The 17,303-nt window shown below is 47.2% G+C and carries 12 protein-coding genes; all 12 read right to left on the reverse strand.

Features of this window, described 5'->3' with window-relative positions; genetic code table 11:
• Positions 1-14: 14 nt before the first annotated feature.
• Positions 15-1,484: a sucrose phosphorylase gene (gtfA, locus tag AC58QM_RS10160; RefSeq protein WP_497283539.1), complete on the reverse strand. Its 1,470-nt coding sequence runs from the start codon at positions 1,482-1,484 to the stop codon at positions 15-17.
• A gap of 37 nt (positions 1,485-1,521) precedes the next feature.
• On the reverse strand, positions 1,522-3,051 hold the full coding sequence (locus AC58QM_RS10165; protein WP_497283540.1) for an FGGY-family carbohydrate kinase: 1,530 nt from the start codon (positions 3,049-3,051) through the stop codon (positions 1,522-1,524).
• Between the two features lie 31 nt (positions 3,052-3,082).
• Positions 3,083-6,091, reverse strand: a complete 3,009-nt coding sequence (locus tag AC58QM_RS10170; RefSeq protein ID WP_497283541.1) for an FAD-dependent oxidoreductase — start codon at positions 6,089-6,091, stop codon at positions 3,083-3,085.
• 17 nt (positions 6,092-6,108) lie between these two features.
• On the reverse strand, positions 6,109-8,247 hold the full coding sequence (locus AC58QM_RS10175) for a Sip1-related alpha-galactosidase (protein WP_497283543.1): 2,139 nt from the start codon (positions 8,245-8,247) through the stop codon (positions 6,109-6,111).
• Between the two features lie 14 nt (positions 8,248-8,261).
• Complete coding sequence (locus AC58QM_RS10180) at positions 8,262-9,233, reverse strand: ROK family protein (RefSeq protein WP_497283545.1); 972 nt, start codon at positions 9,231-9,233, stop codon at positions 8,262-8,264.
• On the reverse strand, positions 9,230-9,862 hold the full coding sequence (locus tag AC58QM_RS10185; RefSeq protein WP_497283547.1) for a D-sedoheptulose-7-phosphate isomerase: 633 nt from the start codon (positions 9,860-9,862) through the stop codon (positions 9,230-9,232). Before AC58QM_RS10185 ends, AC58QM_RS10180 begins: the two co-directional genes overlap by 4 nt.
• A 24-nt stretch (positions 9,863-9,886) precedes the next feature.
• Positions 9,887-11,176, reverse strand: coding sequence for a four-carbon acid sugar kinase family protein (locus tag AC58QM_RS10190; protein WP_497283549.1), 1,290 nt, complete (start codon positions 11,174-11,176; stop codon positions 9,887-9,889).
• Entirely contained in the window at positions 11,173-11,832 is a 660-nt protein-coding gene (locus AC58QM_RS10195; protein ID WP_497283551.1) for a class II aldolase/adducin family protein, read from the reverse strand. Before AC58QM_RS10195 ends, AC58QM_RS10190 begins: the two co-directional genes overlap by 4 nt.
• Positions 11,833-14,265, reverse strand: coding sequence for an alpha-mannosidase (locus tag AC58QM_RS10200; RefSeq protein ID WP_497283553.1), 2,433 nt, complete (start codon positions 14,263-14,265; stop codon positions 11,833-11,835).
• A 16-nt stretch (positions 14,266-14,281) separates the two neighbouring features.
• A complete protein-coding gene (locus AC58QM_RS10205; RefSeq protein ID WP_497283554.1) occupies positions 14,282-15,202 on the reverse strand; it encodes a class II fructose-bisphosphate aldolase in 921 nt (306 codons plus the stop codon).
• Positions 15,203-15,263: 61 nt separating this feature from the next.
• Complete coding sequence (locus AC58QM_RS10210) at positions 15,264-15,929, reverse strand: aspartate/glutamate racemase family protein (RefSeq protein WP_497283555.1); 666 nt, start codon at positions 15,927-15,929, stop codon at positions 15,264-15,266.
• Complete coding sequence (locus AC58QM_RS10215; protein WP_497283556.1) at positions 15,919-17,298, reverse strand: sedoheptulokinase; 1,380 nt, start codon at positions 17,296-17,298, stop codon at positions 15,919-15,921. Before AC58QM_RS10215 ends, AC58QM_RS10210 begins: the two co-directional genes overlap by 11 nt.
• Between the last annotated feature and the right edge of the window lie 5 nt (positions 17,299-17,303).

Raw genomic sequence — 17,303 nt, forward strand, 5'->3', positions numbered from 1 at the left:
AGAGTTAGCTTTATTTAAACGCTATATTGAATCATTTCACCCTTATTATCCAAATACTCAATGACAGTTCGCTTCGTTTTCAAATCGATAAACAACGTACAAGAGTGGCTATTCTTCTGCCAGGAAAGATGAACTTCGTCCGCAGCTGATTCCAGCACTTTAAAATCCCCTTCAAAGGCGGGATAGTCATTTCTAAATCGAATAAGCTTTAACAGGCGTTGCACAACGTCTTTTTCCAAGGAAGCTTCAATTTCTTGCATGGTGTAGTTGTGACGGTTCATGGCACGATTTTCACCCGTCGCTTGGACAGCTTCATAATCATTTTCTCCAGCCAATAAGCCAACATAATACACTTGCGGAATGCCCGGAGCAAAAAATTGAATCGCCCTAGCTGCTAGATAAGCGTCATCATTGCGACCCAGTACCGAGTAGTAGGTCCCGCCTATTTGGTGAACATCAAAACCGCCTTCACCTTTGTGCTCTTCGGAAACGATCAGGCTAAGCGTTGAGCCTCTTTCTACACATAGATCGACTACATGTCTTGCAGATTTTGTATCGACTAGATCATTCAAATCTGGCAGTACAGGAATACCGTCATGGCAATCCAACATGGTAAATTGCTTACTTGGACGTACTTTCAAATAGTCGCAAAGCTTCTCGCTAGAACAATTCAGCATCGTTTCAAGAATCGTATACGGCAAAATAAAATCATAGATCCAGTAGCCACGTTCAGCCAGTTTGTTTTGGATTTTGTAGTGTGCATGTACTTCAGGCAACAACTCAATGCCTTGAGAATCTGCCATCCCCTTAATCCAATCAAGGAAATTATAAATCTCAGGCTCTACGAAGAAACAGCTTGTTCCCAGCTTCTTGATGACAAAGCCGACCGCATCCAATCTCACCGTCTTCACATTATTTTGGGAGAAGTTGGCGAAGAAATCCGTTAAAAGCTGTTTAACTTTCTCTGATTTAATATCAAGGTCAATCTGCTCAGAAGGATCTTCCTTACCGAATGTGGTCCATACAGTTTCCTCGGTACCCGTTTCTTCAATTTCAAAAGTTGAATAAGGTCGCGGTCTTCTCAAGAAAATTTTCTCGACATCTTCGGTGACAGGCTGTCCGTCCTCCCAGACTTTATCTAACGTAATAAATAGATCTGCATATTCGGAATTACGTCCATCCTTCAAAAAATCCTGAAAATAAGTTGATTTTCTGGAAATATGGTTAACCATGAGGTCGACAAGTACATCATATTGATGCCCTATCGCCTTTATATCCTCCCAAGTACCAAACGCAGGCTCAATTTCCAAATAAGTTAACGGTGCAAAGCCCCTATCCCCTGATGAAGGAAAGGGAGGTAAGATATGAATACCGCCTTTAAAAATATCAGAGAAATAATTGCGCAGCGCCTCATTTAGGGATTTTAAATCTCCGCCAAGGGAGTCGGGGTACGTAATCAGCTGGACTTGATTCTTCTGTGGCATCGTGGTCCTCCTAGACTTGAGAAGTATGAATTATCGATTAGCGTTCATTTCTAGACTGTTGTCTTAACCACATGTCGTATTCTAAAAGCATCGGACGAAGGTGAGCGAAGCCGTTCTGGAAGATGGACTGGTACTGATTGTGATTAGCAAGATCGGGCCTGTAGATTTGCAATCCACCTGCTGGCACAATACGCATTGCCTCTTCAAAGGAAGCATACACACCGGCACCGACCCCAGCCGTTAGCGCTGCACCAAGCAGCGTTGCTTCCGGCAAGTCGGGTTGATTTAGCTCGATACCTGACACGTCCGCTTTGATCTGCAGCCAGTGCTTATTTTTGGCCCCGCCACCGACGACAACCAACTTGTTGATAGGTTCTCCGCCTACTTTTTCAGCTTGGAGTCGCATCCATTCCATTTGGTAGGCATTCCCTTCCAAAATAGCTTTGAACATATCCCCACGCTGATGACGCGCAGTAAGTCCAATCCAAGCAGCTTGTGCCCTCGCATTTGGAGAAGGTGCACCGCATCCGGACAAATAAGGGTAATACAGAATACCGGTTGGTCCTGAATCAACCTGATTAACCTGATCGAGCAAGCCCAGTATTTCTGAATAGGATAATTCACCAGTATCCAAGAGGTCCCTCAACCATTCAATGGAACCTCCTGACGCAGAGTGACCTCCCATCCAAAACATTTGACCCGCCAACGGATGTCGTCCAAACGCAAGTCCCGAATGGTAATCGTTCTTGCCAAGAGCTCTAGTTCCGAAGCTTCCTACTAATGTTTCAGCCGTGCCCATGGAGTTATACACATTGCGCTGTTCGGGTTCACCGATTGTCAACGATGCACATACATGATCATGCCCGGCGAGACAAACCGCTGCTTCTCCCCCTAAGCCAAGTCTGTTGCCAACCTCTGGCAAAACAGTTCCAACAGAAGTACCTGTGGTAATTACCGTAGGAAAATGATTCTCTGCCAGTCCAAAATGTCGGATCAATGAGGAATTCCATTCCCTTTTGTCCATTCGGTACACAAAGGTTCGAGCAGCAAGCGTTTCCTCTTCCGCAAATCTCCCAGTCAGTAAGTAAGCCACATAGGAAGAAACGGACAACCAGATGCTGCCATGGAGTGCTTCAGGCTGTGTTTCTTGAACCCAGAGTAGCTTGGACAGTCCTTGTTTGAATGATGGGTGTAGTCCGCTTTGGCAAAACTGCTCATAAACATCAATCTCCTGTTTAATCCGTCCCTCATGCGGGAGGGCACACGAATCAAACCAGGGAATAATCATCGTTCTGGTTGCGCCAGTTTGACGGTCAACTAAAAGCCCACTTTCTGCCATACTGGTTATACCCACAGAACGAATCGCTGTGACGCCACCTACCATAGCAAGAGCTTCTTTGATAAGCGAAGCAACGGTACTCCATAAATGCTTTGGATCATAATACATATATCCCCGTGGATGCTGATTCTTCTGGTTAGCTCGAATAGCTGTACCGAGAAGCTTCCCTTTCTCATCTACAACCGCTGCTTTTATATTGGTTGTTCCGATATCCAGCGCTAAAAACAATGTAGCCACCTCATCCTGAAATAGTTCCCTTTTACGAACGCAAAATGGATTCACTGTTCATTTCAATATCGAGCTGAGTCTGAAGTGGATACGTATGCTGATAAGGCTGCTCGTTATCCAGCCAACGTCGTAAGCTTTCTAGATTCTTCGTGAACGCTTGTCCGCTAATCGCCCTTAATTGCTGAAGTGCTTGCTTCGCAAGCAGCGATCGGCCATCACTGACGTATTGGATCAACACCTCGTATCCAAGCCTGCTTCCACACCGGGCAAGCGCCCTGCCAATGACCAGCTCCAGCATCGCTCTTCTTTCCAAAAAATAGTCAGATTGCGGAGCGCTTGTGCTCATCTGGGCATGTAGACAAGGAATGCGATGTAATCGTTCCAATACTGGAATGGCATCGCGACTACCTAGTCTTTCTGCTCCTTGACTGACCGCATCTATATAATAGTAGAGACCTAACCAAGTATCTTTGAAGTCGTCTTCGCTTGGCTGCATCAGCTGAACGACCCGCTCCCATACGGCAATTGCCCGTGAATCCTGCGTTTGTGCGAGGGAATACAACAAATAAACGACATCTGGCATTGCGCCATGATCAGGTGGCAGCTGGACATACATCATATCCGCCGTCCGACGTGGAAGTTCAGGTCCCTGCAACTCTTCCATGATCCTTGGGATCAGTATGGGAACAGCCTCTTTACTTCCAAGCATAGCTAATGCTTGGGCCAGTCGGAGCTCCCGCATGCCTGTTGCGTGCCCCATCGCCTCAATTAAGTAGGGGACAATTCTCTGCCCTAACGAGCATATTTCTACAAAAGGAATGCGCTCCCTGTAAATTTCATTCATTCGCATATTGGCATATTCATAGAGCGGCTGATCCGATTCGATTTTATCTACTAAGAGCTTGAGTTGTTCATTTGTGTATTGTATAGGCGCAAGTTGTCTTGTTCTAACCGCTTCAGGCAAAATGTCTTCGTGAATCAAGCGATCTTGCAGCTCCTTAATCGCAATGCCACTTGGAAGAACACCAGTTCGCACAGCTAATGCAGCGGCAAGCGCAGCTACACCTCCCAAATTTTCCAAATCAGACTGCATCCGAATCGCAGGCAGCGCATCATGTGTAGCAGAAATAGCTTTGCCCGCGACTAGCAAGCCTTCAATCCCTTTCGGCAGCAGCAAGCGATACGGAATTTCAATTTCTAAATTAGGTGGGATAAGTCCAATATTGATCCAATCTGCCCCGCTGACCCCTTTGACATCATGATTACTAAAATGAACATTAATTACGTCCGGCCAACTTCTTTGCAGAAGCTGATCGGATAGCTGCATGACAGCTTCGCCTACAATATGCCGGCTTTCCCTTGTCGCAACATAAATGCCATGGTCATGCAATTGCGGGTCGCCTCTCCGGCGTCCAGCCATAATCGCACGTGTGTAGTCCACAATATTCGAAACATCCACCATACTTGTAAAATTGTTCTGAATTTTATCTGGTTTGCTATATTGCGATAGGGAGTACCACATCACGGTTTGGTCTTTCGCAGAGCCGTACACAAATTCTGCCCCTGCAAAAGCAGCCACATCACCATCGCCTGTCGCATCGATCACAACATCGGCGTAGATGGCAACAGGTCCTGAGCGGGTAGCGACCAGGACACCGCAAACGCGGTTCTTGTCCATCAACGCTGCATACGTAAAGGAATTGAATAGCAGATCGACATGCTGACACTGTGCCTCCTGCTGCAGAGCGAACATTTTCGCTTCAATGTTCCATTTATGCCCCTTGTAGCCGATGCCTTGCTGCACAGTTAATACTGCATCATGAATGCGAGCTGCGAAGCCTTCCCTTCGGCCAAACCAATAGCTGTCCACTCCGCCGAAGGTTCCTGTACCGCCAAGCCCGGGATTCATATCGACGAGCATCGTGCTAACGCCTTCGCCTCCCGCTGTGATCGATGCGCATGCACCGCTGGAACCTCCGCCGATCACGAGAACATCGACTTTTTTCAACGTAGGAACCTCGGCTTTTATATGTCTGTATGTGCTCGGCTGTCCAGCTTGTTGCTCAGACTCGGGTGTGTTCTCTTCCAACTCATTAAGGAAAGAAGCAGCCAGCTGCATACCCGCAATGGTTGTTTCAATCGGATCAACTTTAGACTGCAAATGCGTTTCTGTTCCGCTAGCAAGAGGCACAGGTCCGTGAAGCTCAAAGGAGGACGAGCACAAATTAGCTTTACGGAAAGCTGGAACGTGCTGTACGAGATAGGCCGTCAAGTCCATGCCCCGCCTACGAGCTTCCAGTTCGCGTTCACCCACTGTTTCCAGCTGGCTGCCGCTTGTCAACTCCATCCAGTATTCCACGTAATAATGCTGCCCATCTCGATAGCCTTGTAGCATGTTCACTTTGTCATTAAGCAGTCCCAGACTACTGGGAACGATGAGTCCATCCGCTTGCTCATTTTCCTGCCAAGTTACGCCAGTAAATTCTAACGTTCTTGCAAACGCTGCCGTTTTCCCATTGACAAATGAATCCAGGGCTTGACCAGTCAACTGTGAAACAACATTTGTTTCCGTCATATCGATTAAACGCTTACAGAGAATCACTTGGCTGCCCGTTTTATTCGCGATGACGAGCCCTTCCAGCTCGTTACGTTTCTTTACGATGGCAACTGGAAGTGAAGCATATAGGAGGGCAATATCGTGCGCGATCAGCTTATCTTCCAGTGCACGCTTCAGCCGGTCAGGATGCAGGGGCAAATATGTTTTATCAGCAGCAAACGTTTCTTCACCAGCCTGCTCGATGACAAATTGAATAAGCTCAGGTCGATTCGAGCTATCGCTCGCAGAAAGATCTAGCCACGGACGAAGAGGGGCGGAGAGTTCCCGCCCCAAATACGTACGTGGCTCGATAATCATGACTCGTTGTCCGGCTTTCGCTAATTCCACCGCGCAGGCGATACCAGCGAAAGACCCACCAATGATGACAATATCTTTTTCTTCAAGAACAGGAATATCAGCTTCCCAATGGGTCATCTTGTCCATGTCATCTCACCTCAAGTTTATTCCGAAACTGAAAGAACAACTTGAAGCTTGTCTTCCAGATTAGGGATTTCGACTTCATACAATTGTTTACTCACCATCACGACAGGAAGTGTCTTGCCATTTACATCCACGACTACTTTACTGCCAGCTGACATGAACCGGAATATTCCGCCTTCTTTCAATTGGAAGGAAACGGTAGAACCATCTGTCTTCACATGGCTTACTGCATCCGTTGCAACATATTTATCGGTCAAGCCGATTGGCGTTGCCGCCCCTGCAACTGGAATAAATAAGTAAAGTGCACATTGTGCTGGCTGAAGTACAAAATCATGGTGTTCATCCGAACGCATGAGCTTCATCTCGCCAGAGAAATGTTCATAAAGTACGAACTGCTCCCCGTGTAATCCCGGTACATCAGAAGGACTTACCGAACCTTTAATCTCATCCTTAAACTTACCGATATGGAACGCTGCTACAACGCCTGAATCTCGCGACGTGTTCCATAGTTTCAATGGTACTTGTTCCTTCGTCGGATCTAAGAATAGGCAATCGGCCGTAGGGCTGGGCGTTTGTTCACAGCGAATGATACTGCCGTTCTGGTAAATTAGCGGCCATATTTTTGAAGGATCGGTGTTGCCTGGCGCATCGCTGAAATAAACAGGTCCGCCGCTGACCGAGCGAAGTACCGCATTTTGAATGTCATCATGATTCTTCGTCCAATACATATCCCAATCGCCATAATAGAACGCGCCGTGATAGTAGGAGTTATATGCGTTTTGCAGAGCATGCTCAGCAAAGCCAAATTCATCTTGTGGGACGAAGTCATCGCTGTTGCGAGAAACCGAAGATTTCGGACGGTGCCACATATTCTCAGCCGCCATCCCCATACAGTTAATGATCGTGTTATTAAAATGTAAGGATGCCGATGCTTCCAGTGCCTGATGAGCCGCAGCTGCCGCTTCACCGATCGACCATTCATGCTTTGTGAAATTCAAGACGGCACTTTGGCTGTCCACTTTAACAAAGTCGATACCTTGACGCTCCAAGAAAGCATGCCAAGCATGCCAGAAGCCAAAGCCGCGTCCCGCATCCGGATAAGGAATTAAGCTACCTTTCGCATTGCTGTAGAGATAGTCGCTATATTGCTTCGCAATTGGCGAATCTGGATGAATTCCGCCCCAGTAACCAGCGATCGTATGCCAAACGCCAACCCAGCGAATCCCATGTTGCTCTTTCAGCTTGCGAACCGTTGCGCCAAGCCCTTGCGGGAACTTTTCTTCATCTGCTTGGAAAGAGGATAGCTTCCTATCCATCGTTTGTGACCAACCATCGTCAATCATCACCCATTGCACGGGCAGTCCAGCAGCCTGAAGCTCTTCAGCTTTGATCAGCAAACCTTCCTCATTGACCTGATGGTAAAATGCATCCCAACTGCACCAGCCTAGGGAATCCAGAATTTCTGGGTACGTTTTCTGCGTGCGAGGCAATGTCGGGTAATCAAGGGCATGTAGCGCTGTGTCAACTTGATTTTCCATTAACAGATAAGGATCTGTACCTGTCCCAAGCACAAAAGACAGTGTCTCACATTTGGTTCTTCCACCTTGATGAGATGACACTCGAATTTGCAGCCCTGACGCATCGCCGCATACATCTGTACGGAATTCAGGTCCGCAAACAGGCAGCAGATGGTAATAGGATGCCTCCTTTCCTTTACGCCACAGCAAAGATTGTGTACGTTCAGGCAACTTTGACCAATCCCGGGTAAAATGAGGACGAGTCCACCAGTCTTTATGCTGATAGTTGGCCATTAAACCTTCTGCTTGCTCCATGTTCTGTGCATGGATGATAATGCCATTCTGTGCGGCAAAACAAAGCTGTTTCCCGAAATCATTAGCATTGATGAACTCACCTTGCACCGAGGCCAGCACAGAGGAATCATAAGCGCGCAACTGCACCTGAACGACGGCTGTATCACTCTCGTTGCGGAAAACTTGCTTCGTTTCTGTATATGCACCGCGCTCATCCGAGCCTGTTGTTACTTCAGTCGCTCTACATAGAAGCGGCAATGCAGGACCATTGTCAGGTGTCACCGTAACACCAATATGGCCAAGAACGGACTGTAAGCCGTTTGAACTAATCTCATTTCCTTGTAGCATAAGGTCCTCCTTCTCTAATTCCGCTGTTGATCATATTCATGGAGTGCAACCGATAAACTGGCAGCATCTCCGACATTATCCTGTAATCCGGAAGGGACAATTCGGCAAACACCAAGTGAAATCGGTAAAGCTTCACGCTGCAGCTCGGCCATAACCAGAGGAGCTAACATCGCTTCCTGACGCTCATAGATACTGCCAATAACTATCGTATCAGGATTCAAGATATCCACCAGGATCGCCAATCCGCGGCCTAGCTGTACACTAACGGTTCGAATCACGGTCATCGCTAGTTCATCTCCGGCATGTGCAGCTTCAAACACAGCTTTTGCTGTCAGCGCTTGCTGATTACCTTGCAAAAGTGTTGACTCCCCGACTCCTACGCCGTCTTCCACCATCTTTTGAGCTAACCGGGCAATCCCGCCGCCGCTGCAAAAGCCTTCGAACGAGCCGTATTTCCCATAGCCGAGAGGTCCATCTTCCGCTAATCGGATATGCCCGACTTCACCAGCCATATCGTTAGCCCCGCCATAGATTCGACCATTTAAGATAAGACCAGCACCCATGCCGGTACCAAAGGTCAAGAAAATCATATTCTCTGAGCCTCGTCCGGCTCCCCATTTCCATTCCGCCAATGCACAAGCGTTGGCATCATTTTGCAAACCAACAGGAACATGGAATCGATCTCGAAAAGGTGTCAGCACATCAATACGATCCCAACCAGGCAAATTGGGTGGAGAAAGGACCCATCCATCCTTACTACTCAGAGGTCCGCCGCAGCTAATCCCAATGGCTTGGAGAGTACCCGCGTTGTTGCGCTTCAGCAATTGCTCCAACGCATCGCCTAGCTGCATTAGCGCCTCTTCGGGCGTTGCAGGTGTGGGAAAGCTTATTCTATCGATAATGTTCACCGTCTCAGAAGCCGATCTCCCAAGTACAGCAGCACATTTGGTACCTCCGATATCCATGCCGCCTAGCAGGAGACTCATACGAAGAATGCCTCCTCTAACATCATACAAAGCACATGGTATATCGGAAGATGACGTTCCTGAATATCTGGTGTTGCGTTGTACGGAACACGAATAGTAACATCACAAAGTTCTTTCAATCGACCGCCGCCATTCCCCGTCAAACCAATCGTCGTTACCCCCATTGACTTGGCGACTTGTACAGCGTGAACAATGTTGGCCGAGTTCCCCGATGTACTGAACACAACGAGGGTATCTTCTTGTCGACTGTAACCATACACTCCCTGTGCGAATACCATATCTGCTGCCACATCATTATTAAATGCTGTTGCAAATGCGGTATGGCTCACTAATGAAATCGCTGGAAGCGCTCCCTGCAAACGATCCGCTAAATAGGTTCCCTGCTCTTCACCGTGAACCATCATGAGATCCCTTTGCTTCTTAGGGAGTTTACGAGGAGACATAAAACCTTTCATTAATTCACCTACTACGTGCTCACAATCCGCTGCACTTCCTCCGTTCCCGGCCAGCAGCATTTTGCCTCCCTTTTCGAATGAAAGCTTCATTGCCTCAAATGCGGCTTGAATGGATGCACGACATGGCTCCAAATCGGGGTATTTCACGAATAGTTGCTCAAACGTTGATCTCATGCGCCAATCTCCTCCCGGCTGATCTTAAGTTTGTTTCAAATGTTCAATCGCTTCTATGAAAAAGGATTCCGTGCCGAAGCTGCCTGATTTCAGTACCAAAAACCTTTGCGGCTTCTGGATGGTTAAACACGAAGGCAATCCTGGCTGTATTTCTTGCCATATGCAAAGTCCATCAATTCCCAGCTTGTCGCAAACTGCGGCGGACGTTTCTCCACCTGCGATGAGCAGCCGTTGTTGCCCTGTTTCCACGACGATAGAACGTATCACGTCGGACAGTTCATTCGAAACGAGCATAGATACCTCGGTATTGTCGAAGCCGAGTTCGGCTCCCTTCACTTTCGTCGCTGCCACCTTTAGCGGGCTGTTCGAGGCATAAATGAGCACATCCTGACCTTCCTTCAGAAGTCGAGACGCTTCCTCAACGATTTGGTGGCAATATGCCTGCTTTTCCGAACGATCGAATAATAGCAGCGAATCGAGTTCCAGTGCTTGCAAGCCTTGCTGTTTGGCATAGGCAATTTGTGCAGCACTCTGCGGCATTAAGCTTCCTGCCGCACATAGCACAGCGGATCTTCCCAGGTCAGGCAGTTGATTCCGTTGATTGCCCAGTTCAGCAGCAACTGGCTCCTCTAATAAAGCCAATTCCTCCGCAAGCGCTGAGCTTCCGCATAGGATCGGTTCATGTTGAACAGCCTGAGCAATAATTTGAAGAGACTGCTGGTCGCGCACGTCCAAGATCACATATTGAAAGCCTTCATTCTTTATTCTAGCGATTTCTTCTTGCAGCACGGATGAGCCTTGATCAATCCGATCTATGGATAATAGTCCTACACGGCGAACTGTTTGTGATTGTAAAATATCAACCAAATTGGATTGCAGCATGGGATGAACAGGATCATTACGAAATTCAGAATCTTCCAGTTTTTTACCATGCACATAATGAATCCCATCTAGTGTCGTACGACCATTTTTCGGAAAACCAAGGACTATGATGCCAAAAGATGCCTCTAGGGCATCTAACATAGCATCGAATTCGGCACCGATATTGCCTCGGAACACGGAGCACGTTTTATTCATAAAACGTGAAACTCCCGCATCCTTCAGCTTCTTCGTCATCTGAAACACTTTCTTGTAAGCTTGTTCTGCTGTGTCCAATCGGGAGTGTGTATCAAGAACGAGCACCTCTGGCTTATCGCCTTTGGTTTGATCCGTCCACGCTTCCATCGGGTAGACATGCGTTGTAATGCCTGCCTTCGCATACATAATCCCGATGTCATTCGCGCCTGTAATATCGTCTGCGATAATACCGATCACTCTGACAACCTCCTTCTAGGCCGATAACCGGACTCATTTAAGAAGCTCTGTACAACATCCTCGGGCAGCTTGCGCAGGGAAATGCCTGAGCTCTTCGCCACGACATACATATGGCATGCCATTTCAAGCGTATGCATGGCCATTCGTGCTTCCTTCACGTTCTTGTCGTAAACAAGCACACCGTGGTTTTCGAGGAACAGAATGTTAGCTTTACACGCTTTTTCACGCACAGCTTCTCCAAGCTCACGGGAACCTGGATGAAAATAAGGAACTCGCTCAATTCGCTCCAGGTAATACATCGTTTCCACAAACCACTCAGACGGCAGGCTTTCTGACGAACAAGCTAGCATCGTGCTGTAAAAAGGGGACGCATGCAGGACAGCGCCTACGTCTGGACGGGATTCATAAATCGCTTGATGCATGGGAACTTCCTTCGATGGTTTCTTTCCTGCCGAAGAAGAGGAAGTTCCCTCTGAGATTGAGCACTCGACGAAATCATCTTCGCCGAGCTCTCCTAAATCTGTTCCGCTTGCGGTAATTAGATAATGGCCATCTGTGGTTCGTGCACTGATGTTGCCGGCGTTTCCCCAAGCTAAGCCGTTATTCAGCATGTATCGCCCTGCTTCCTGCAACTGCTGCCAAACCGATGCGTCCATTTATTCCACGTCCCATTCCAACAGATTAGTTTCTTTTATCGGTAATTCTGGATTGTGCGGTACGCGGAACGTTTTGATTTCGCATGGTTTGAAATCCGCTTTAATAACACGATTCCATCTAGGCAACATAATTTCAGCAGAAGTTGCCATTTTGTTCGTCTCATACACACGAATAATGAGATCCTGATTATCTTCAGCTTTCTTAATCGCACTCACAATAATATTGTCTTTATTGACGTTCACATAAGAATCCGTTTGTGCTAGCTCTCCCTGATGGAACGATTCGATCACAGCAATCGGCTTGCAGTTCAGTTCGGCTGCACGCTTCACTGTGCCTGCTTGTTCCCAAGTTCCTTCATGCGGCAGCAAGGAGTAGGAGAACCGTTGGATACCTTGATCGATAAAGGAGTACTCACCATTTGGATCTGGTTCGAATGGTACGTGATGCGCGTAAATCGGACTTCTTAGTACCGTCATCGCCATTTCCTGGTTATGGATGCTGTAGCTGTATTTCGCATCGTTCATGAGGCTCAGGCCGTACATGATATTGCCTTTGCGTGTAACCCCGGAATAATCAATCCACGTTAATCCTGGTTCTTCTTCCCCATTATGTTCACGCTCAATCGTCCCGTACGGAATTTCGTAGGTTTGTTTGCTGAAGATCACGTTCACAGGGAATACCAGTTTCAACATTTTGAACGATTCGCGCCAGTCTACCATCACCTGAACATCGATTTGATCCCGATCAGCGTACATAGCGAAATCTTGAACAAGCTTAGAGCTGCCATACTCGCTGACTACACGAATGACCGATTTCACAGGACCGTGCTCAACGCGGAATACCTTTTTCGCTTTAAAGGCACCTGCTTTTTGATTAAAATGCAGAACATCATGGCTCCATGTATCCGATTTATCATCGAGAACAATCGGCTTCGCACCTTCACCTTTTAACACTTCATGATCAGCAACTTTATCGAATAAGCTTTTAATAAAGCCAGTTTCTTTATCAAATTCCAAGCGGAAACGCTTGTTTTCCATCATCACATCACTGGCCACAATCGGTTCTCCAACTGGTTTATGAGAAGTCGACTCCGCTACTAATTTATACACGCGATACCCCATCGAAGGCAGGTCAGCCATAAAGCTTAGACGGAAGCGGCCGTTGGCGGATGCCTGAGATTGCACCGTTTGGAATGGAACTGGTGTTCCTTTGTCATCTAGTAAAACAGTCGTTGGTTTGATACCGCCAACTTCAAGCTCAACATTCACACGGCTTTCCCATGCATGCGGGTTAAAGACAACGATAGGCTTCATGGTAACATCCTGTTCGATGTTAATGTTCCATGATAACGATTGAACCGCATAATTCAGGGAACGATCGGCAATCGCCATTGCTTCGCCGTACAAGTACATCGCATCTTCATACGCAGGCTCAAGACTTGTTCCTGCGAGAATGTCATGGAATTGATTGAAGAGTACATTTTTCCATGCTTGATTGAACTCTGCCGGATAGGGTTGCCCTGTAATCCATGAAGCAAGTGCGGAGTACTTTTCAGCTGCCATAAGGCGATTCTCCGCTTTACGGTTCCAATGCTTAATGCCAGAGTGAGCCGCATAACAACCACTAGCATGGTGCTGTAAGTCATCATGGACCACCGGCAAGTTTAAATTTCTGCTCTCCATTTGCTTGAAATATTCATCTGGCGTCGCAAATTCAAGTTTAGGCAAAGCAGGGTCCGCGTTCATGCGGCGAATGCTCTCAATATTTTCCTTCGTTGGGCCTCCGCCATGATTACCAACACCATAGAACAACATAAGTTCGTTGAGCGGCTCTTTGAACTCGCCTAAGCAACGGCGAACATGGTTTTCCAAATCTTTGCCCCAAGATAAATATTCATACATAATGCGGAAGGTCATGACTTGTGAACCATCATCGGATTCCCACATGAACAGACGGCTTGGTAGCCCTTTTTCATTTGGCATCGGACGCATCATCACGTAATAGTCCATCCCGCTCTTCTTCAGAATTTGCGGAAGCATGCCGTTATGTCCAAAGCTGTCTACGTTATAGCCAACTTTAGCCGTTACCCCGAATTTCTCTTTGAAATAATGCTGGCCATATAAGCCTTGACGGACAAAGGATTCGCCATTGGGAATGTTGCAGTCCGGTTGAATCCACCAACCGCCTACAATGTTCCAGCGGCCTTCTTGTACGCGCTTTTTAATTTCAGCGAACATCGCTGGTTCGTTATTCTCAATCCACTCGTACATCGCAGCGGAGCTGGAAGTGAAAATAAAATCTTCGGATTCCGTCATACGATCTAATGCGGAACGGAAAGTAGCTTTCGCTTCTTGGAAGCCTTCCTGCCATTGCCATAGCCAAACTGGATCTAGATGTGCATTGCCGATCATGTAGAGCTTATTTTCTTTCATCGTAAGAACCCCCAGATTAGTTATTAAAAGCGTCCGCTTTCCCAGTGCTGCTCAAAAATTCATTCATTTTTTCCATAACCGTTTGCGTGACCGCATCGCGACCAGCCTGCAGCATGTCAGGTGACAAGTTCTTACATTCTTCGTTCGTCATACGTTCTTCACGACCAAGAGCCTTGAGCAGTGACAGTTCTAAATCAGTGGCAATATTCACTTTGCTAACGCCGCCGCCAGGCAACTTGTAGGCATTACGCATCATTTCCGAAGGCACACCAGATCCGCCATGAAGAACAAGATGTACAGGCGTTAGTTCACGGATTTTCATTAAGCGGTCATAGTCGATTTTGGGCTGCTTGACGACATACACACCATGTGCCGTACCGCAAGAAACAGCTAGCGCATCAATACCTGTTATCGCCACAAACTCACCTGCTTCAACGGGGTCTGTATAAAGCTCTTCATCTTTATCTGTCTCCACGAAATCTGTCGTACCGATCATCCCCAGTTCGGCCTCCACGGATACACCTTTGGGACGAGCATAGTCCACAACTTCTTTACTAATCGCGGCATTCTCATCAAAAGGCTTCTCAGAAGCATCGATCATAACGGACGTAAATCCTGCTGCAATCGCCTCTTTAATCGTTTCTAATTCCTTCGTGTGGTCTAAGTGAAGGACGACTGGAACGGTAATTTTCATTTCTTCTACTTGACGGTAGAACTCTTCTCCGAATTCAGCTGCCGTAATGCCATAGCGAACTAATTCTTTATGTGAAATCTGAACAATTAACGGTGAGTTCGCTAATTGCCCTGCCTTCAATACAGCTGCAATCATAGGTGTATAGCGCGGTGAAAAGGAACCAATGGCAAAATGGTTTGCTTCAGCCACCTCTAGTGCTTGTTTCAATGTAATGACTGATGAATTCGTGGATGTTTGTGTCATGGTGAACTCTCCTTTGTACTCCTATTTTTATCTCTATCTATCTATCTATCTATCTATCTATCTATGAAAGTTGCTCGATCACTTGTTTGACACGCAGCATGCCTAACCTTGGACTGCTAAGAAAATGTGTTTGCTCTTCTGGACTAAACTGCGAAATGACTCTAGCCATAGAAGCTTGAGCAAGTACGACCAGATCGGTTTCCGATGCAAGCTGGCGAAGAACCTCAGCTAATTCCACATCATGCCCCTCTTTATCCCCTGCTATTAGCTTCTGATAGGCTGATTTAGCTACAACAGCTTCAATGTGCACCGTTTTGCCAGCTAGCGCGGCTTTACTGGAAATCAATTGTTTGGTCGGTTGAAGCGTCGTCTCAAGCGTTGCTGCCACACCGATGGTTTGCGCCGAACTCACGGCAAACTCGGCCATCGCGTCATCAATTCGAATGATGGGGATGCTCAGCTGAGGACGTACACGAGAAACGAGCTCACCAATCGACGAGCATGCGCTTAAAATACAAGATGCGCCTGCTTTCTCTGCAATGAGTGCGTATTGACGAAAGCGATCTTCGATCTCATCAATTTGCCCACCGTTTACTGCAAGCTGCGGCAAAATCGAATCATCCACCCAGTTCATCACTTCAACGCCTGGCAGAAGCTCATTCGCTAACGCTTTTAGACTGTCTACAGTGACGGGGGTTGTATGAATAATGGCAAGTTTATGCTTCATGACTATCGCTCCTTTGCATCCTTTGTAGGGCTTCTTCATAATTCCTAAAATAACCGGTTACGACTGCAGCGTGAATGGCTGCGCCAAATGCTGCTTCTTCCTTTACCTTGCCAAAACTTAAAGGGAGCTGCCATTTCAACTGAGCGATTCGTTGCATCGCAGTATTTTTACGCAGCCCATTGCCTGATGCGATCAGCCTGACTAGCTTTTCAACAATGTGAGTAGGAAACTGCAGTGTACAGCCAACTAATTCATCTAAAATGCCATGAAGGAATGCTGCTGTTAACTGTTTGGCATTGAAATTATCTGCTCGAATTCCTTGAATGAAGCCCGTGGCTTGCGGATACTCCCTAGTTCCGTAAAATTGGGTTCCAACTCGCAGCGGTTGTACGGCCTCCGTCATCGCTTCTTCCGCCATACGATTCATCGCCTCGTAAAGTCGGTCTTCATCCTCCTCGGCAAAAGCGTCAAGCACAGAACGGAAAAACTGTTCCAGCACTTCATACGATTTACCACCGCTAAGCGAAGCCCCAACAAGCAGATACCCCCCGTCTACGAACGGACGAGTTTCCAGCTTGGGAGATTGCATAAAATGAGGAGAATATACGGACACTTGCGAGCCAGTTCCCACATTAACAAGTAAATTGCCTTCGAAAGTAGGAACTGCCCCCAGAAAGCTTGCTTGATTATCGCCAATCGCACAGACGACCTTCTTCCCGTCAGTCGTTTCTCCAACAAGCTGTCGGTCAATGGCAAGCTCTGGCAAATAGCCGGCATCCATCCCTGCTGCACTCAGCTTTTCGTTAGCAAATCTCCCAGTCTCTAGCGAATAGAGTCCAATACTTGCGGCATTCGTGCGATCCATTAGCGGAGCAGCTTCCCCGCAAAGCTTCATAGCTACATAATCACCAATCGTGCACAGCTTTACAGCACCCATTGGAATTTCATCTTGCTGTGTCATGTAAAAGTGTGTGACTAGGCCAAATCCCGTATTGATCGGATAATCTGTCCAGTCCTTTAACGTTTCTGCATAGGTTTGTCCCGAAGCAAAATGCAAATCTCCGCGGCCATCCTGCCATGTAAAGAGCGGGCTAACTGCTTGACCTTCTCTGTCAACATAAAGCACACCGTGCATTTGACAGGAAACACCAATAGAGCGAACGTTTATCCAGTCTTCCTGACACTCTACAAGTAATTCATTGACCAGTTCTACAACCCGATCTGCATTTTGGGTACGTTCCCAAAATTCCATAGCAGGTATTTCTGAGTCATTTGCTCTAGATGCAATACGGATAATGGATCCGTCTTGGATATTGGTTATGACGACACAAATGGATGTTGTGCCAATATCAATGCCCGCCGCATACATCAGGT

This window comes from Paenibacillus sp. J22P165, assembly GCF_059692015.1.